Source organism: Chryseobacterium gregarium DSM 19109, from assembly GCF_000430845.1.
In the GTDB taxonomy this organism is placed as follows: Bacteria; Bacteroidota; Bacteroidia; order Flavobacteriales; family Weeksellaceae; genus Chryseobacterium; species Chryseobacterium gregarium.
Map to the genome: position 1 here is coordinate 1 of NZ_AUMU01000006.1, position 18,031 is coordinate 18,031.

General features: G+C 40.0%; 17 protein-coding genes. 3 read left to right on the top strand and 14 right to left on the bottom strand.

Features of this window, described 5'->3' with window-relative positions; all coding sequences use genetic code 11:
- The 13 genes from H561_RS0106660 to H561_RS0106730 form a co-directional block, all read right to left on the bottom strand.
- Positions 1-770: alpha/beta fold hydrolase (locus H561_RS0106660; protein ID WP_027386299.1), on the bottom strand; the 770-nt coding region annotated here is incomplete at its 3' end.
- A gap of 143 nt (positions 771-913) precedes the next feature.
- Positions 914-1,429: a DsbA family protein gene (locus H561_RS0106665; RefSeq protein ID WP_034761594.1), complete on the bottom strand. Its 516-nt coding sequence runs from the start codon at positions 1,427-1,429 to the stop codon at positions 914-916.
- Between the two features lie 2 nt (positions 1,430-1,431).
- Positions 1,432-1,893, bottom strand: a complete 462-nt coding sequence (locus tag H561_RS0106670; protein ID WP_027386301.1) for a redoxin domain-containing protein — start codon at positions 1,891-1,893, stop codon at positions 1,432-1,434.
- The gene (locus tag H561_RS23255) at positions 1,877-2,602 is read right to left on the bottom strand and encodes a YoaK family protein (protein WP_027386302.1); all 726 of its coding nucleotides are present in this window, start codon (positions 2,600-2,602) and stop codon (positions 1,877-1,879) included. The genes H561_RS0106670 and H561_RS23255 overlap by 17 nt, the downstream gene beginning before the upstream one ends.
- A gap of 102 nt (positions 2,603-2,704) precedes the next feature.
- Positions 2,705-3,751, bottom strand: a complete 1,047-nt coding sequence (locus H561_RS0106680) for a cupin domain-containing protein (RefSeq protein ID WP_027386303.1) — start codon at positions 3,749-3,751, stop codon at positions 2,705-2,707.
- A gap of 341 nt (positions 3,752-4,092) precedes the next feature.
- The gene (locus H561_RS0106690; RefSeq protein WP_027386304.1) at positions 4,093-5,061 is read right to left on the bottom strand and encodes an NAD(P)H-quinone oxidoreductase; all 969 of its coding nucleotides are present in this window, start codon (positions 5,059-5,061) and stop codon (positions 4,093-4,095) included.
- A 449-nt stretch (positions 5,062-5,510) separates the two neighbouring features.
- The gene (locus H561_RS0106700) at positions 5,511-6,068 is read right to left on the bottom strand and encodes a hypothetical protein (RefSeq protein WP_027386305.1); all 558 of its coding nucleotides are present in this window, start codon (positions 6,066-6,068) and stop codon (positions 5,511-5,513) included.
- Between the two features lie 226 nt (positions 6,069-6,294).
- The gene (locus H561_RS0106705; protein WP_027386306.1) at positions 6,295-6,843 is read right to left on the bottom strand and encodes an antibiotic biosynthesis monooxygenase; all 549 of its coding nucleotides are present in this window, start codon (positions 6,841-6,843) and stop codon (positions 6,295-6,297) included.
- 18 nt (positions 6,844-6,861) lie between these two features.
- Positions 6,862-7,920, bottom strand: a complete 1,059-nt coding sequence (locus H561_RS0106710; RefSeq protein WP_027386307.1) for an NADH:flavin oxidoreductase/NADH oxidase — start codon at positions 7,918-7,920, stop codon at positions 6,862-6,864.
- Between the two features lie 11 nt (positions 7,921-7,931).
- Complete coding sequence (locus H561_RS0106715) at positions 7,932-10,124, bottom strand: hybrid sensor histidine kinase/response regulator (RefSeq protein ID WP_228372235.1); 2,193 nt, start codon at positions 10,122-10,124, stop codon at positions 7,932-7,934.
- 257 nt (positions 10,125-10,381) lie between these two features.
- On the bottom strand, positions 10,382-11,077 hold the full coding sequence (locus tag H561_RS0106720) for a LytR/AlgR family response regulator transcription factor (protein WP_027386309.1): 696 nt from the start codon (positions 11,075-11,077) through the stop codon (positions 10,382-10,384).
- 70 nt (positions 11,078-11,147) lie between these two features.
- Positions 11,148-11,621 carry a Dps family protein gene (locus tag H561_RS0106725; protein ID WP_027386310.1) on the bottom strand — a complete coding sequence of 158 codons (474 nt, stop codon included), beginning with the start codon at positions 11,619-11,621 and terminating at the stop codon, positions 11,148-11,150.
- Between the two features lie 366 nt (positions 11,622-11,987).
- Positions 11,988-13,313, bottom strand: coding sequence for an alpha-amylase family glycosyl hydrolase (locus H561_RS0106730; RefSeq protein WP_027386311.1), 1,326 nt, complete (start codon positions 13,311-13,313; stop codon positions 11,988-11,990).
- 133 nt (positions 13,314-13,446) lie between these two features.
- Here H561_RS0106730 and H561_RS22160 point away from each other — a divergent pair, with 133 nt between their 5' ends.
- Together H561_RS22160 and H561_RS0106740 are read left to right on the top strand one after the other, a co-directional pair.
- Positions 13,447-14,193 carry an IS5 family transposase gene (locus H561_RS22160; protein WP_228372236.1) on the top strand — a complete coding sequence of 249 codons (747 nt, stop codon included), beginning with the start codon at positions 13,447-13,449 and terminating at the stop codon, positions 14,191-14,193.
- A 280-nt stretch (positions 14,194-14,473) separates the two neighbouring features.
- Complete coding sequence (locus tag H561_RS0106740; protein ID WP_027386312.1) at positions 14,474-15,268, top strand: glycosyltransferase family 32 protein; 795 nt, start codon at positions 14,474-14,476, stop codon at positions 15,266-15,268.
- A 220-nt stretch (positions 15,269-15,488) separates the two neighbouring features.
- On the opposite strand, the gene H561_RS0106745 is transcribed toward H561_RS0106740, so the two are convergent.
- A complete protein-coding gene (locus H561_RS0106745; RefSeq protein ID WP_027386313.1) occupies positions 15,489-15,845 on the bottom strand; it encodes a response regulator transcription factor in 357 nt (118 codons plus the stop codon).
- Positions 15,846-16,565: 720 nt separating this feature from the next.
- Here H561_RS0106745 and H561_RS0106750 point away from each other — a divergent pair.
- Positions 16,566-17,480, top strand: coding sequence for a DUF4349 domain-containing protein (locus tag H561_RS0106750; RefSeq protein ID WP_027386314.1), 915 nt, complete (start codon positions 16,566-16,568; stop codon positions 17,478-17,480).
- The last annotated feature ends 551 nt before the right edge of the window (positions 17,481-18,031 follow it).

Genomic DNA, 18,031 nt, shown 5'->3' on the forward strand with positions numbered 1-18,031 from the left:
GTCGGCATTCCGTGTGGGAAACCCTGATAGGTTTTTATCGTCCCGTTTTTCAGTAGTTTAATTGATTTTAATGCGGCATTCTGGTAAGGCACGATCTGGTCATCTTCCCCGTGAAGAACCAGAACAGGAATATCAACTGCTTTCAGGTCTTCTCTGAAATCAGTTTCAGAAAACGCTTTGATGCCTTCGTAATGCGCAACGATTCCGCCCATCATTCCCTGTCTCCACCAGTTTCTCTGTATCCCTTCTTTCACATTGGCACCCTCTCTGTTGTAGCCATAGAAAGGGAAAGTCAAATCGATATAAAACTGCTGCCTGTTGTTCAGCGTCTGGTCTCTGATGTTGTCAAAAACTTCCATCGGTACCCCATCCGGATTGCTTTCGCTTGCCACCATAACGGGTGGAACGGCGCTGATCAATACGGCTTTTTTAGCTCTTCCGTTGGCATACTTATTTACATAACGGATCACTTCGCCACCTCCTGTTGAGTGCCCGATGTGAACTACGTCTTTCAGGTCCAGGAATTCTACCAGTTCCGCAGCGTCAGAAGCGTATTGTTCAATGGTATGGCCGTAGATATCCTGGCTTGATCTTCCGTGACCTCTTCTATCATGCGTGATTACTCGGTACCCTTTTTGTAAGAAGAAAATGACCTGGGCATCCCAGTCGTCTGATGACAACGGCCATCCGTGGTGGAACATCAATATCGGTCCTTTTCCCTGATCTTTGTAAAAAATTTCGGTTCCGTCTTTTAATTGCAGTGTACTCATTGTTGTAGATTTTTTAATGTTGTTATTTATTTAAATTATTTTATTGTCTTTATTCTTGGTAGATGTATTGTTGAAGGTTCAGCGTATCTTGTCCTAAGTTAAAATCATTCACGCTTTACATGTATTTAACTAAGCTGGTGAAATTACTCAGCATTTTCGTTCAAAAGCTGCACTAAATCCTCTGCGCCTCCGTTGAATTTATTTCCGTTAACAAAGAAAGAAGGCGTTCCGTTCACTCCGCTCACGATTCCGCTTTCAAAATGTGCATCAACTTTATTTGCCAGTTCGGTGCTTCCCCTGTCTTTTTCGAATTGAGGAATATTCAGTTTTAGTTGTTCTGCTAACTTTACAAGGAAACTTTCATTCAGATCCTGCTGATTTTCATAGATGGCATCGTGCATTTCCCAGAATTTCCCCTGCAGATTGGCGGCTTCTGCTGCAAGTGCTGCCGGCCTTGCATATTGATGCATCTCTGACAATGGGAAGTTTCTGAAAACAAATTTAATCTGACTTCCGAATTCTTTCATCAGTTCTTTCAGAACAGGATAAGCAGCTCCGCAATACGGACATTGATAGTCTCCATATTCTACGATAACTAAATCGGCATCTAAGTTGCCCTGTGCGTGGTCAGTTTTGCTGACGTTTGGTTTTAATGACATAATTATTTTGTTTTAAGGGTTTCTAAAGCTTCTAAAATTCCGTCTGCTCCGGGATTGATGGCCGTGGGCGACAGATAACTCCATTCGATGATGCCATCCTTATTGATGACGAACAGGGCCCGTTTGCATTCTCCTTCTTCCTCATCATAGACTCCGTATTTTCTGGCAATTTCTCCTTTGGCTTCAAAATCTGCCAATAAAGGGAAATGTAGGTTTCTGGATTGTGAAAATGCCAGGTGGCACCATTTGCTGTCCACAGAAATTCCGAAGAGCTCTGCATCATATTGTTTGAAAAACTTCAATGTTTCATTGTATAAAGCCATCTGGTCGCTGCATACCGGACTCCAGTCGACAGGGTAGAAAGCAAGGATGACATTTTTTCCTTTGAATTCTGAGAGTTTAATTTTCTGGTCGGGCGTTGCAAATAAAGTAAAATCAGGGGCAACATCATTTTTCTGTAACATAATATGAGTTTTTATAGTTAATTTTTGAAATCAGTAAACCGCACATCAGTAATAAAACAGCAGGAAGAATAAAAGTCCATTTTCCCAGATAACCGAGTAGGGAAGGAGCGGTAAACGCACCGGATAAAAAGCCGATCCACAAGAGTAAAAGATGAATGGCATTTGATTTATATTCTTCTTTTTCCGCTTTATTTTTCGTCATACTCAGCATTGCGGTGTTTCTTGCCAGGCTGTTCAAGGTTCCCGTTACGAAATCCGTATTTATTTTTTGGTTGCCTACGGAAGTCACAATCGTATTCATTAATCCCATCGAAAAGCCGATCATCGCAATAGAGGAAATGGAATTGATAGTATAAAAATAAGAAATTATCGTATAAAAAATAAGAATTCCCGAAACGATGTAAAATGTTAATTCCTGGTTCTTCATTCTCTTCCACACCGACAGGCAGATCCCTGTATAAATTCCCAGCAGAAAAAAACCGATCACTGTAACTGATGTTATGACTACTCCTGATTTATCAGCAGAAAGTGCGGCACCCAACTGTGTTGTGTTTCCACTCATAAAAGAAACATAGGTTTTCCATTTGATGAGACCTGCCGCATCGATGTATCCTGCAACCAGGGCTAAGAATACCGCCAGTCTTTCCTGTTTCCTGATTGGGTCAGGCAAGACTGAGATGACTGCTGAAGAAACTTTAGGCTGTTCCATTTTGAGAGGTTAGGTTTTTTGTTTTACATTCACGGATGAAGAATCTCTACTTTTTTATATTATGTTTTTCATCCTGTAAAATTTTATTGCTGAAAGAAATTCTTATTTTTCAGGCTGGATAAACACTTTCTTGGAAGGGAATTTTTCTATTTCACCTGCGGCCAGTTTAAAATTGGTGACCACCACATCTTTCGGATTTCCGGCAAGCCATTCACTCAGATCGATTGATTCATAAACGCCGCTGTTGAAGCCGATTAATATTTTGCATACGGTGTCTCCCGTATTTTTGATGTAATGTCCGGCTCCCATCGGTACATATCCCACATCTCCGGCACTAAACTGTTCCGTGATGCAAGTAGATTCTGCCAGGAAGACTGACATTTCCGCCTGCCCTGAAATAAAATACTGCCATTCGTCAGCATTCGGGTGCCAGTGCATTTCCCTCAGAGCGCCCGGCTGCAGTTCCAAAACAGAACCGGACATGGTACTGCTGATCGGGAATTCCTTGCTGGTAACCAATCTCTGCAACCCTCCGCCCGGAACAATTCTCGGCTGTTGAGAATGCAAAGGATAACGGTGAAAACTGGTTAATTCTATATCAGATTCATTCGGACGGGCCTCTGCAACGAACGACATTTCATCCGGAACAATTCCGGCTGCGAAATACGCTTCTTTTTGTGGTAAGGCAGCAACTTCTTCAAGCGTTAAACCTAAATTCTGTGCAACGATTTCAGGCGGTACAGACGAAACAAAATCGGTTACGCTGAAGGTGTGGTCTTCGGAAAAATTACCGTTATCGAAAATTAAAATGAAATGACATTCTTCCGTTCCGGTTGCCTGGATCGAGTGCCCATAACCTTTCGGGAAGTACCATACATCACCCGGTTCAAAATTATCAGTATAGCTGTGTCCGTCCGGATGAATAATGGTTGTCCGCACATTTCCTGAGATTACGTAAGCCCATTCTGCAGCGTTGGCGTGCCAGTGCAGTTCTCTCATGCTTCCCGGCTGCAGTCTCATGGAAACTCCAGCAATGCCGATAGAAGCAGGGAAATCGGTTACTGATGCGCCTCTTGTGGTTCCGCCGTCATTGGTTCGGGGGGCTTTTTTTTCTAATTCGTATCTGAAGCTTAAATTTTCGGTATTCATTACAGTAGTTTTTTAGTTTGATTATTAGAGTTTGTCTTTATTTCTACTGTAAAGCTACTGAGGAATCATCCGTTTTGGAAGCGGTTTTCGGTGAACGGGCAAAATGAGTCGTTGAGAAATTAAAACAAATAGTTGATGCCTTTGACGTAAATAAAATAGATGAAAGATAAGATCTCTGAATTCATTTTTTATTTTAAAAGAATCTTAATCATTGTTTTTATTAAAATAATTTTAAAAACAAAAAACCTTCCCGGTCTGATTTGGGAAGGCTTAAATTGCAGGTGTTAAATTATCAGAAATCTTTATTCTATTCTTTTCATAGTTTTTAATTAAAGTTTGTCTTACCTAACAAGAATAATCTTGCCTGTATGAGTACCGTCTTCAAGCAGCCGATGCGCTTCTGCAGCTTCTGAAAAAGGAAACGTTTTAAAGATAACAGGTGTGAATTTTTTAGATTCTATCAGAGGCCATACCTTCTTCCTGATTTCCTGCGCCAGTTGTTTTTTGAAATTATATTCTCTGCTTCTCAGGGTGCTTCCTGTAATCGTAAGGCGTTTCAGCATCACTTTCCGGATGTCAAGATCAACATGGCTGCCCCCTACGGCATTGATATGGACCAGACGGCCTTCCGGATTCAGGATATTTATGTTTTTGCTTAGGTAATCACCGCCTATCATATCCAGAATAACGTCAATACCTTTATTTTGTAATTCGGTTTCAAAATTCTGAGTTTTGTAATTGATGTATGCCTCTGCACCAAGTTCCATGCATTTCCGGCCTTTTTCGTCCGAACCTACGGTAACCATTACTTTTGAACCCAAAGCGCGGGCAATCTGAATTCCCGTGATGCCGATTCCGCTGTTTCCGCCATGAATCAGAAGGGTTTCACCAGGTTGAAGTCTTCCTCTCTGAAAGACGTTTGACCAGACCGTGAATACAGTTTCCGGCAAGCCTGCCGCTTCAATAAAACTAAGGCCTGCAGGAATCGGTAAACACTGTCCTTCACGTACGCTCACAAATTCTGCATAGCCACCGCCAGCCAAAAGGGCACATACTTTATCGCCTGTTTTAAAATCAACGACATCCGGTCCGCATTGTACAACGATTCCGGAAACTTCCAGCCCCGGGATATCTGCCGGGACGCCTTCCGGCGCAGGATAATTACCTTCACGCTGAAAAACATCGGGACGGTTGATCCCGGCGGCTTTAACTTCAATCAATACCTGGTCCCCGGATATTTCGGGAGTCGGGCATTCCTGTAATTTCAATACTTCAGGAGCGCCATGTTTTGTTATAATTATTGCTTCCATTTTTTTATTTTAGATTAAATTAGAACTCTTTTCCAGGCGAGTTAATAAATCAATGGTTTTGGATTGCTTTCAACAGATTTTTAGTGCAGGAATCGGTTTTAAAAAACACAATCCGGTGCAGTATATAGTCCGCCCGTTTGACCAAGAGCTATACATGGTATGACAACAATCTGATTTTTATCGTCCGTTTTAAATAGTCCCGGATAAGCAGGGTAGTTTGCATTTTCCCATGTATATTCTCCGGATGGACCTCCGTTCCATATTCCTGATAAAACAGGTCACGGTTAGCATTCATAATTTATGCCGACATTTACCCATCACGATTATAAAGGATGAGAATCTTTGGATTTTTGACCACGCGAGGGTAATTTTTCCGCCGTTTACAGAAACTCCGATTAATTCGGCTAAAGCCCGGTTCTTATGAGTTTTACGCTCATGGTCTGTTTTGCTTAGAAAGGCTGATTGTATTTTCCCGTCAGTGCTTTGTTCTCAATGCTTTTTGCAAAATTAGGCGTTTCTTCATGGTTGTGGGCATCGGAGGCAGCCTGTCTGGAAGCGGCAGCATCAGCAAGGTTCAGGTTATGTCTTTTAAGATATTCGAACATTTCGGGCGTGGCGGTTGCGTGAATTTCGTTGGTATACAAGGTTGTATTGTCGTCAATTTTTGTCGCTTTCAGTTCCCATAAAACCTGGACTTTCGTTCTGCCGCCCTGGGTAATAGAATCTGAGACTGAAAGCATGCGGCAATAATCCGGACGGTGAATAACCGCTACATAATGTTGAACCATCAGTGCATCACCAATGGTTTCGACATTTAATGAAACAGGCTGTCCATCATACGTTGAAGAGATGGCCGCTCCGATGTGCTGCGTAGAACATCTTTGATATTCCGCATCGGGAAGGTTCAATAACCACTCTGCAATGTTTACTTTTTCGATAGGTGCATTGATGATCGCTGTTGCGGTAGAGTGGGACAATGCGTTTTCCGGTGTCTGAATAATTTCCATAATGTTTAGAATTTTGATTGTTTGTATTAATTTGAAGGTAAAGCTATAATCAGATCAATTTAAAATCAGCTGCCATTCGATAAATAGGCAAAATGGCTCGTTGAATTCGGAAAAAATGAGGATGCTGATCTTCAGTGGGTCCAGCTTTCAGAAAATAATTTTAACAAAAAAATCCACCCCAATATCAAATTGAAGCGGACTGTAATTTATAAATTCGTCATAATCTCTATTTATACAGCCATTTTCTGATCAGCTTAGTATAATTGGGCATCACTGCAAATACCATCAGGAAAACAATACATCCCGAAACGATCAGCCCATCAGAATAATGATTGACAGGTATTTGTAAAAACCTTAAAATAGGCAGTACAAATAACGGAATCAGAAGCGACAGCGGATAAATGGCAGACCAAGTCACCAGGAATTGCTTCCAGCGAACGGGAATTTTGGTTTCATTCTCAGATTCAAAAAGAAAATCGAGGCCGGATTTTATTTTGTAATGATCGTTTTTCCGGAATAACGGAGCTGCTTTTTCAATCAGATTTTTCCGGCTGTCGGATTCCATCCAGTGTTTAAGATGGCTGATGGTATCAAACCGGATAATAACGGTATATACAAAAGTCAGATCAGGAATCGGCCTTACAATCTGCAGATCGATAAAGCCTTCCGAATGTTTCGTAACGGGAACAATATCGTCCAGCCATCTTTCGTATTCCTGTCGTTTTCCGTCCAAAATATGGTGGGTTATCACAACGGATGCGCCTTGTTTTTCCATTACTAATGTCTTTGTTGATTAAAAAGCTCTCTTATACTGCCAAGGGATTTCGACATCCGTTCCCAGTTCTTGTGCGGAATGAAGGGCGAAATAAGGGTCACGCAGGTGTTCTCTGGCAATAAATACCAGATCTGCCTGGTCATTCACAATAATATCATTGGCCTGTACGGCTTCGGTAATCATTCCTACGGCTCCTGTTGCCATAACGGTCTGTTGTTTTATAACAGCGGCAAACGGAACCTGGTAGTTCGGGAAAACGCGGTCTTTGCTCACATTGGCAAACCCGCCGCCGGAAGCCGTTATTAGGTCTACGCCGTTTTCTTTCAGGACTTTTGAAAGTATAAGGCTGTCATCCAGGGTCCAGGCATCCGGGGTCTCCAGGTAGTCAACAGCGGAAATCCTGACGAATAAGGGCATCCCGTCCGGAATTACTTTTCTTACTTCGCCAACGGTTTCCACCAGAAACCTGATTCTGTTCTCCAGACTGCCGCCGTACTCATCCTGTCTTTTGTTGATGACGGCAGAATAAAACTGATGAAACAGGTACCCGTGGCCGGCGTGCAGCTCTATTATATCAAAACCGGCTTCAACCGCGCGGAGGGCAGCTTCTACAAATTTAATCTTCAGCTCCCGGATTTCATTAACCGTTAATTCCTGAGGAACCACACCGTTCATTTCAGTGGCAGATGATGATTTTACCACCCAGCCACCTTCTTCGGCGGTAAGCGGTTTCATCCGTTCATTGGGATGTTTCAGGCTTCCTTTGCCTCCGGAATGCCAGAGCTGGATGCCTATTCTGGCATCCTGTTCATGAACAAAACCCACGATGTTTTTCCATGCATTTTTCTGTTCGTCATTCCAGATCCCTACATCACTCAGGGTTGCCAGGCCTTCCGGGGAAACCGCTGTGCATTCCGTAAGGATCAGGCCTGCGCCGCCCACGGCACGGCTTCCGAGGTGTACCAGGTGCCAGTTGCCGGGAATGCCGTTTTTTGCGCTGTATTGTTGCATCGGGGATACCACTATTCTGTTTTTCAGAGTAAGTTCGCGAAGGGTTATAGGTGAGAATAAATTCATGATAATAATTTTTAATGTGAGAGTGATTGTGAAAATATCTTTGCTTCTTCAACAGCCCTATCAATGATGTTTTGTACTTCAGTGAGGGTCTGCTCCAGCGCCGGCTGATCTTCAGCGGCCATCTCAAGCCCATCCAGTTTTTCCTGTAATAGGGGGAGCAGTCCCATGATCGCCACACTGGATTTGAGATCGTGTGCGCGTAATTTTACGGTTGTAAAGTCTTTATTTTGATATGCTGTTATTAATTGTTTCAGGTGATTGGGGACATTACCGATAAACTGTTGGGTGACAATTGTTTCGAAACTTTTGTCGCCGCTGCTTACCGACTGCATATAAGTAAGGTCGATGTATTGATAAACAGGCGGTTGTTCTTCTGTTTTTGTCTCTTTATGATTTCCTTCCTTCAATCCGAAATCTGAAATCAGTTTAAACAATTCTTCTTCTTTGATCGGTTTTGAGATGTACTCGTTCATTCCGCGGCTCAGGCATTTCTCTCTTTCTCCTGCCAAAGCGTGTGCGGTCATGGCAATGATCGGAACATTTAATTTCAGTTCTTCCCGAATCTGTTGAGTTGCAGCATAACCGTCCATTTGTGGCATCTGGATATCCATCAAAACCAGGTCGCAATCGTTAGCTCTGAGATATTCTACGGCTTCCAAACCATTGGAGGCCGTTTCAAAATTGATATTCCACTGTAAGAGTAAATGTTTCATCAGGCTTTGGTTGATTCCATTGTCATCTACGACCAAAACGCGTAAAGGCGTATTTGATTTATCTTTAAAATAATCGGTATCTACCGCAGGAACTGTACTGAGCTGCTCTTCTGCAATGCCGTAAGGAATATAAAAGTGAAACGTTGTCCCTTTTCCCTGTTCGCTGCTGACTTCGATATTGCCGTTCTGCAATAAAATCAGGCTTTTCACGATGGATAAACCTAATCCTGTTCCTCCGTAATTTCGGGTGATGGAATCTTCACCCTGGTTGAATCTTTCAAAAACCGCACTCAGTTTTTCTTTATCAATTCCAATCCCTGTATCTGAAATTTTGAAACCGACAATGACTTCATTTTCAGTTTGCCGTTTATTATAAATTTCAATATTGATGCTTCCGTGATTTGTAAATTTTATGGCATTCCCGATAAGGTTGACCAATATCTGGGTTAATCTCGTTGCATCACCTTTGAGTGTATCCGGAATGGATGCTTCTATCTTGCTGGAAATTGTCAGTCCTTTTTCCTTTGCACGCTCTACGAAAAATGTTTCTACCGAATTTACCAACCCATTAATACTGAATATTCCGGGCGTGATGCGCATCATTCCTGCTTCGATTTTAGACAGATCCAGAATATCATTAATAATCGCCATCAGGTTTTCTCCCGACCGCTGGATTGAAGATACAAATTCGGCAGAAGTGGCGTCCAGAGGTCTTTTCTGCAAAAGATTGGTAAAGCCCAAAATTCCGCTGAGCGGTGTCCTGATTTCGTGGCTCATATTGGCCAGGAAGTTTTCTTTGGTTTGTGCGGCAACCGATGCTTTTTTTTCGGCAACATCCAGTTCCTGTATTAGTAATCGCTGACGTTTGAACTGACGCAGGATGTGATATCCGACAACAGCGCCGCTTAATATCAATAAAATGAGTAAAGAAAGGTCGTACATTCTTGCTTTCTGCCCCATTTCTTCGCTTCGTTTGCTAAGCTCAACCATATGCAGCCGGCGGCTTTCATAGATTTTGGCAGTAATGGAAGTGATTTCATTCGAAATTTTTCTGGCCCGAGGATTGGCAATGGAAGTCTGATCGTCCATATTCCCTAAAGAAAAGTAGCGGCGCAGTAATTTTTCTTTGGTTGTTTTCTTTTCCATGGCAAGAATGCTGAGCCGGTGGATGAGCTTTTCTTCTACGGAATCTGTATTGTCTTTGGAAAGTGAATCGAGGAAATTTTCGATCTGATTTATTTTCTGGTCAATCCCTTCCAGATGGGTGGTGTCATTGGTGGCGATGGATGCCCTGATCCGGCTTTCAACACCTAAAATATCACGGTCGATTTCTCTCAAATGGTTGTTTGAACGCAGCTCATTCAAAAGCCTGTTATTGTTTTTGATGAGTTCTTTCGTATTTTTAGCTGAATTGATTTGTACAGCGATCAACAGGAGAGAGCCTGCAATGAAGGTCAGTATTATAAAATAACTGAAACGCTTGTTGTTCATTACAGAAGATTTATGTATCATAAGTTTTATACTTGATGTCAAACTGTTATTAACCGCCCCGTCAAATATTCTCTGAATTTCCGCCACTCCTCCAAAAGGATTGGAATTTTTGAGATCGCCCCTGAACGCTGAATTACAGCAGCCCGACTTGAGCGGAAATCCTTTTTTGCGTGGTCTTCGGATTCTGCTTAAAACGAAAACATCTACAAAAAAGATTGGGAGCGGAAGGCGGATAAAGCTGCCCCAATAAAAATGCTTTAAAAAACATTCATTCTTGTGTTGAGTGCTTTCCGGTAGGCATCTGCAACGGGGATAAATTTTCCATCAATCATAATCCCGCCGTCCTGTAAGGTGTCAATCTTGCCGACAGAAACGATGTATGAGCGATGAACTCTGATAAAATTATCCTTCGGGAGACGTTCTTCAGCAGTTTTCATCTTGCCGTGAATCGCAAACATCTTCTCTTTGGTGTAGAATTTTACATAATCGCCCATGGCCTCTGCATAAAAGATATCGTCCAGCTTCAAACGCCTTGTGATATTGGAATCCCTTACGAACAGAAATTCATCATTGGTCATTTCTACATTTTCTTTCCTGCTTTCAAGGATTGACTGTGCTTTGCTTACGGCCTGTAAAAATCTTGCAGGTATTACCGGTTTCAGGATATAATCTGCAATATTCAGTTCGAAAGCTTCGAGTGCATATTCTTTGTTGGAAGAGGTGAAAATGATGATGATATCCTTCCCGGAAAGATTCTTTGTAAGTTCGATTCCGGTCATTTCCGGCATTTCGATGTCCAGAAATATCAGGTCGATGTGATTGTTCTGTAAATGATGGTAAGCTTCAATCGCATTGGAATATTCATTAACAATGGTAAGGTCCGGAATCTGTTTTGCGAGATGGGCCAGAGTGGTTCTTGCAATGTCATTATCGTCAACGATTAAAGCTTTCATAGGAATAGTAATTTATGATTGACACAAATATAATTATTCCTTTTTTATTTTTGATGCTCCGGAATCTTAATTATCTGAAATATGAACGGATCATCCAGGCCATTTCTTCGTGCGTTTCCATCAGTCCGGTAATGAAATCGCTGCTGCCGTAATCTTTGTATTCTTCAGCAAATGGTGTGATGTTTCCTCTCAGAAAATCAATGATGCTTTCGTGGTCTTTTAAAAGATCTTTCATAAAGCCAAGGCCGTCGTTTGTTCTGTCGCTGTACTCTGTAAGGTGCGTCAGCTCAAGATAAATTTTCATGGTAGCAGGTGCATAATGCCCGATTTTACGCATACGTTCTGCAACGCTGTCGATCAATTCGTCTATTTGCCTGTACTGTTCTTCAAAAAAGATGTGGTTGGCATGGAAATTCTCTCCGGTCACATTCCAGTGTGCATTTCTTGTTTTGGTGTAGAGTACAAATTCGTCAGCTAAAAGTTTTGCCAATTGTGCTGCTACAGCATCTGTGTTCTGTTCTGTAAGTCCGATGTTTGTTTTCATAATAACAGGATTTAAGTTTCTGAGCATTATTGCTCTGTTTTCTGATGTAAAGGTCAGTAATAATCCTGCTAAACGGAGACGGTTTTCGGTGAACGGGCAAAATGGATCGTTGAAATAACACGAATTAGCGGCAGCATTTTCTGAAATGATGAAATACAGGACTGGAAAAACAGTAAGCCTCTTAAAAGAGGCCTACTGAAATCGTATCCATACCAAAATTAAAAACCGGATTACTTATCGTATTCCGGTTTCTTTCAATTATATATCGGCTTTAATTTAATACTTCCGTTAGTACAATGTATAAATGTACTGTAAAAGATGTAATAATTTTTTAAAGCAGCTTTTTATGAACCTTGAAAGCCGGTATTATTCAGGATGGTAAAGCACGACATATTCCCATGGGTTCATATTTAATATCAGGGTATCAGAAACACCCTGCTGTTCTCCGGTAAAAAGGTTCGTGTACCTGCCCATATCAAAAGAAGTATCAAACTGTACAATCAGAGATTCTTTGCTGAAATTGATGAAGGTCATTACCTTATCGCCGTTTTTTTCCCGAACGAAGGAAATCACTTGGTCCATCCGGTCATTCATTATTCTTACCATTTCCCCGCCGTGGCCACTGTTCCAGAGTGCCTGATTCTTGTGTTTCAACATAAAAAGGGTAGTATAGAGTGCTTCATTTTCATGGAGTTTCCACTCGATCGGGTCTTTCTCAAAAAACTCCAGTGAACGGTCCTGTCCCGCTTCCTGTCCGTTGTAGACAAGCGGCATTCCGTCCATCATCACCGTAAAAACCGTTGCTGCATTGAGAGCATCGCCAAAATTGCTGTACGGGTTTCCTTCCCATGAATTTTTATCGTGATTGTCGATGAAGTTCAGCCGGATGGCTTCCTTCGGGAAAATAGAAACATGTTCTGCAATATAAGCTTCCGTCAGGGTCTTCACGCTTCTTTCATTCAGGGCAATCTGGTGAAGGATATTCCAGAGGGTCCAGTTGTAGGTAGCGTCAAAGGCTTTGCGGTGAAGCTCACGGTCTTCAGCTTCGGCCAGCATAAAAACAGGCTTGATGAGTTCCAGTTCGGTTCTTACATTTTCCCAGAAGTCAATTGGGACAAAGCTTGCGATGTCGCAGCGGTACCCGTCAATGTCATACTCCCTGACCCAGAATTTCAGGGCTTCGGTCATGTATTCGCGCAGCTCCGGATGGCTGTAATCCAGTTCAATAATATCATCATAATCCCTCCAGCGCGTAGACTGGAAGGTGTTTTTCCTTGACTTCCTGTACCATTCGGGATGTTTGGTGAAGATCTCATTGTCCCAGCTGGTGTGGTTGGCTACCCAATCTACGATTACCTGCATGCCTTCACAGTGGATTGCACTGATCAGGTTCCTGAAATCCTGTTCAGTACCGAATTCGGGACTGACGCCATAATAATCTTTCACGGAATAATAACTGCCCAGCGTGCCTTTACGGTGAAGTTCCCCGATAGGATGCACCGGCATCAGCCAGATGATATCGATTCCCATCTTTTTAAGCCGCGGCAGCTGTTGTTCAATCGCCTTAAAGGAGCCTTCCTCTGAAAACTGCCGGATGTTGAGTTCGTAAATCGTGGCGTTTTTTACCCAGTCGGGGCTGGTAATATGCACATATTTTTTCGGCCGGTAGCGGTGGTCAGTCTGTTCTTCCATAAGTATTTAATGAAGTTGTTTAAAGTAAAAGAAAGAATGAAAACTTTATAAAAAAGTTGTATCATTCTTTCAAAAAAAGTTTGTTAAGCAAAGATATTATAAAAAAGAGATTTGTCCGTATTTATCCTTAGGCTTGAAGAAGAATAACGCCAAAGTATTGTTGGAAGATGTTGTAAGAGCCATTCTATACCGTCTGAAGACAGGGTGTCAATGGCGTGAACTTCCTTTGAAACAGTTTTTTGAAGTAGCATATAGCTGGAATAGTGTTTACCAACATTTTTCAAGATGGAGTAAAAATGGAAGCTGGGAAAAGATCAAGCAGAAACTCTTAGGAAAATACAAAACATTTTTGGATATGAGCAGTATTCAATTGGATGGCTCCCATACCCTGTCAAAAAGAGGAGGTGAAAGCGTTGGTTATCAGGGAAGAAAAAGAGCAAAGACAAGCAATATGCTTTTTATTTGTGATAATAATGGGCTTCCATTAAGCTGTTCGGAAGTTACTTCCGGGAATCATCATGATGTTTTTGAAATCGAAAAACAATTGGATATGATGTTGGAAGACATCAAAAAATCCAATATCGGAACAGATTATCTGTTTCTAAATGCTGACGCAGGTTTTGATGCGTGGGAATTGAGAAACTTTTGTATGAAGAAAGACCTGTTTGCCAATATTGATTTCAATAAAAGAAACGGAAATATTTCCGATAGAGAAGAAATTTTTGATAAAGAACTTTACAAAAGAAGATTCGTTATTGAGCGGATGAATGCATGGATAGACGGCTTCAAAGCACTATTAATCAGATATGAGACAAAGGAAAAACACTGGAGAGATTTACATCTATTAGCTTTTGTCTCCATTATAATCAGGAAACTTTAAACAACTTCAATATAAAAATCAATCACTGATATGATGATAAGAAATAAATGTACCATTTAATAGTGAAAATAATTGTGCTTAAAGGATATTCAGTTATTCCGACAGTAATTTTATTGTTACATCATGTATAATGACAAATAATATAAGATTGTAAATAGTTCATAATGAAGGTGCAACATTGAAAGTTTTCTCTTAAGACCCGGTAAGGTTTAATTTTTGCAGGAAGTAAAAAGCATCGCTCGGATGCCTTTATATGATACCAAACATAAAAAAATAAAATATGATTCCGAAAAAAATACACTATTGTTGGTTCGGCGGACAGGCAAAACATGAATTGGCAGAACACTGCATCGCTTCCTGGAAAAAAATCCATCCTGATTTTGAATTCGTGGAATGGAATGAAAGCAATGCCCCTCTTGAAGATAATAATTATGTAAAAGAAGCATTCGCCCAGAAAAAATGGGCTTTCGTATCGGATTATGTGCGCTCTAAAGTCATGTATGAGCATGGCGGTATCTACATGGATACGGATATGGAACTGAAACTGCCTCTTGATGAATTTCTCAATGAAAAAGCCGTATGCGGTTTCGAGGTAAAAGGGGTTCCTTATTCTGCATTCTGGATGGCTGAACCCAGGCATCAGCTTTCAAAAGATTTTGTAGCCTATTACAATAAGCAGGAAGGTTTTGTAGAACGGATCAATACCGATATTTTTTCTGAAATGCTTGAAAAAGAGTACGGTGCAGACCGCTACAGTGATACCATTCAGAAGCTTAAACATGAGGTAACGCTGTATCCCTCGGTATATTTCTCCCAGGATCTGCCGAAGAATTATGTGAGCCATCATTTTAACGGTTCTTGGTTTGGGGGCGACGAAGAGAATACACATAAGAAAATGGTCAATACTTATGGTCTTTTGGAGCGTCTTGTCAATGCACCGGATGCTGCAAAATCAATCGACAGCATTATCAATGAACATAAGATCATCGATGTAAATAAGGTCCTTGATCTGTTTCCGAAAGAGAGTATCAGGAAATACCTGGAAGGGGCAGGATCTGAGAGTTCCACTAAATAATAAAATAAAAGAACCGATAGAACATAAAGACAACTCCGGAGCTGTAAGGCTCCGGAGTTCTTGTTTAAAGTATCTTTAATTGATTATGATATTCATAGATGATCAATTTATGTAATGTCTTAATCAGCATATCATATTCTATAATAAACAGTCGACAATTAAAGGTCAGCTATGATCTTAACCTTCTGTTATCATGCACGTAAAGATAAATGTAACAGGATTATTTAGTCAGATTTTCAATTTTAACAAGAACATCATCAATATCAAAAGGTTTGCTGATGAACTCATCTGCTTTACAGGAATTGATCACATGTTCTGCTTTTGCATGGGCACTGATAATAATTACGGGAATATCAGAAGTAGCGGGTTCTTCTTTAAGCTGATTGCATACTTCTGTACCTGAACCGTCAGGCAGCATAACATCCAGAATAAAAATATCCGGTACCGAAGCGCGGTCTCTGTTGTTAAAGGCCTCCACGGTAGAAAAAGACCTTACATCATAATCTTCAAATGACAGGAGCAATTGCAATGCATCTCTGATGCCTGTCTCATCTTCAAGGATAAAAATAGTTTTCATACCCTTGCTTCACAAAAACAAAGCCAATCTCTGAAGGATGAGGAAATAATTTTTGAATTGACATATTGACCATATTATGTAGACAGGATCTGGAATCGAACAATATTGACATTATTATGCATAGTATTTTATATAAAATAACTGATTATCAAATGTATATTTGAATTTAAGGTTTCCATTCTGTTTTATCAGTTGATTTAGAGTATAGCTGATGGTCCCTAATTTCTCTGATCATATTAGTATTCATATACTTTTTTTTACCTGGGGCATTACTATTTTTATATAAACACAGAGTCTGTATCTTTTGTGTTAGTATTGAATTTGTGAAGCTTCATATAATGAGAAGTTGTATTGTCTAAAATTATTCCTTCTACAGGTATCTCGGAAAAAATATATTTTTTCAGAACAGGATCCAAGCAGTTCCGAGAGAATATAGAACTATACAGTTAACAGTTCAAAATCGGTCAACGATTCTTTTATTTTTCAATAACCAAATTATTTGGCAGCGCCAAATGATATTCAAAACGGAACATTTACAAAAAGTATAAATAAAATCTAACTATCTATTAAAAAAGTGAATAAATATTTTGTAAAATAATTGTAAATTAGATTTATAGTATTGATTATAAGAACGTTATATATTTACCAGTACAATACATTTCTTTTACAAGCGCTATAGGAATTTCACGTCTAATTTTACTCCAACAAAAAATTAAACTTATGAGAAAATTCATATTACTGATCGCTGTATCAAGTACATTTATCATGTGTAAAAAAGGAGAAGCTACTGCATCCGGACTGGAAGATACTTTAAAATCAGCCGACAGCATTGTTGCTACAGCACCTGAAAAGATCAGCCAGGCTAATGACCAAGCCAATGCCGCAATGGATTCCGCAAATGTCCGGATCAAAGAGTTTGAAGGCACAAGAAATGAAGTAAAAGACAGGATCGAAAGCACATCCAAAATGGTAGATTCCTTATCTGAAAAAATTTCATCAGTAAAACTGGAAACAAAAGCCGGGAAGAAAGATTCAGTAAAAAAAGATGAAAAAATTGTGGTGAATGTCCCAGCTCCGAAAGTGATCAGGGAAACTAGGATTGTGTATCAAAACAATCCTAAAAAAGAAAACAATAAACTGAATGTTCCTGCAAACAAATTAGTAAAGTCCGGAGTTTTGGAGCTCACCGTTGATGATGCTGAAACCGCAAAAGAAATAGTAAAAGAAGAGGTTGCCAAATATGACGGATTGATAAGAAGTGAAAATATTTCTTTAAATAACAATGATAAGAAAATAGCCTATTTAAAAGTGAAGATCCCGATTCAGAAATTTGATTATCTGATGGATGATCTCAGTCAGAACCTTGGACAAGTTGAAAATAAAAGCGTTGATATCTCCGGACAGGATTTTGTACAGAATACCATGTGCGAGGTTGATATCACGCTCTACGGAAAAGACGGGAGCTATGCACAAAGTGACAAGCCTGAAACGTTCGGTGAAAAATCCTTTGCTGCCGTTTCTTCAGGGTGGAACGTCATTACTTCTGTCTTTCTGTTTATCCTGCCGCTTTGGCCTCTGTTTTTAATTGCAGGAATCGGGTATTATTTTTACAAAAAAAGAAGTAGAATACAATAGATGACGACCAAAGTTAATTTTTTAACTTTATTTTTAATGGTTTTTAACCCATTATAGAAAAACTGTATTTTCCTTTGTGATGATCAGGGAGAAATGTATTGTTTAAGAAGGCTCTTGAGCCGGTAACATCATGATCTTTATACGAGGACAAAAGAAATCATTATCAATATTAAAAACAATATCCATAACAGGAATAGGAAATAATAAAAATACTTTGATCACAAACTTTACGAAAAAAAGTTAAAATATATATACCAATATCTGACTCAATAGTTTGTATATCCCTTGTTAGTAATATTGAATATCAAATAGATTATGTGTATTATCTTGGTTTTTCATCTTATTCTTTAGAAAAATAAAACTTATCACAGGCTCTGTATTGCTTTTTCTTTAAAAAATAATTTAATTTATAACTGAAGCAGTATCTTAGTTTGTGTATTTAATTATGATTTCTAAGTTTATGTCTGTGTTTTTTATATATTTGTTAATTGTGAATCTTTGTAGGTAAATTTCATTTATTTAGGTCTGATTATTCATCATGACAGACTTGA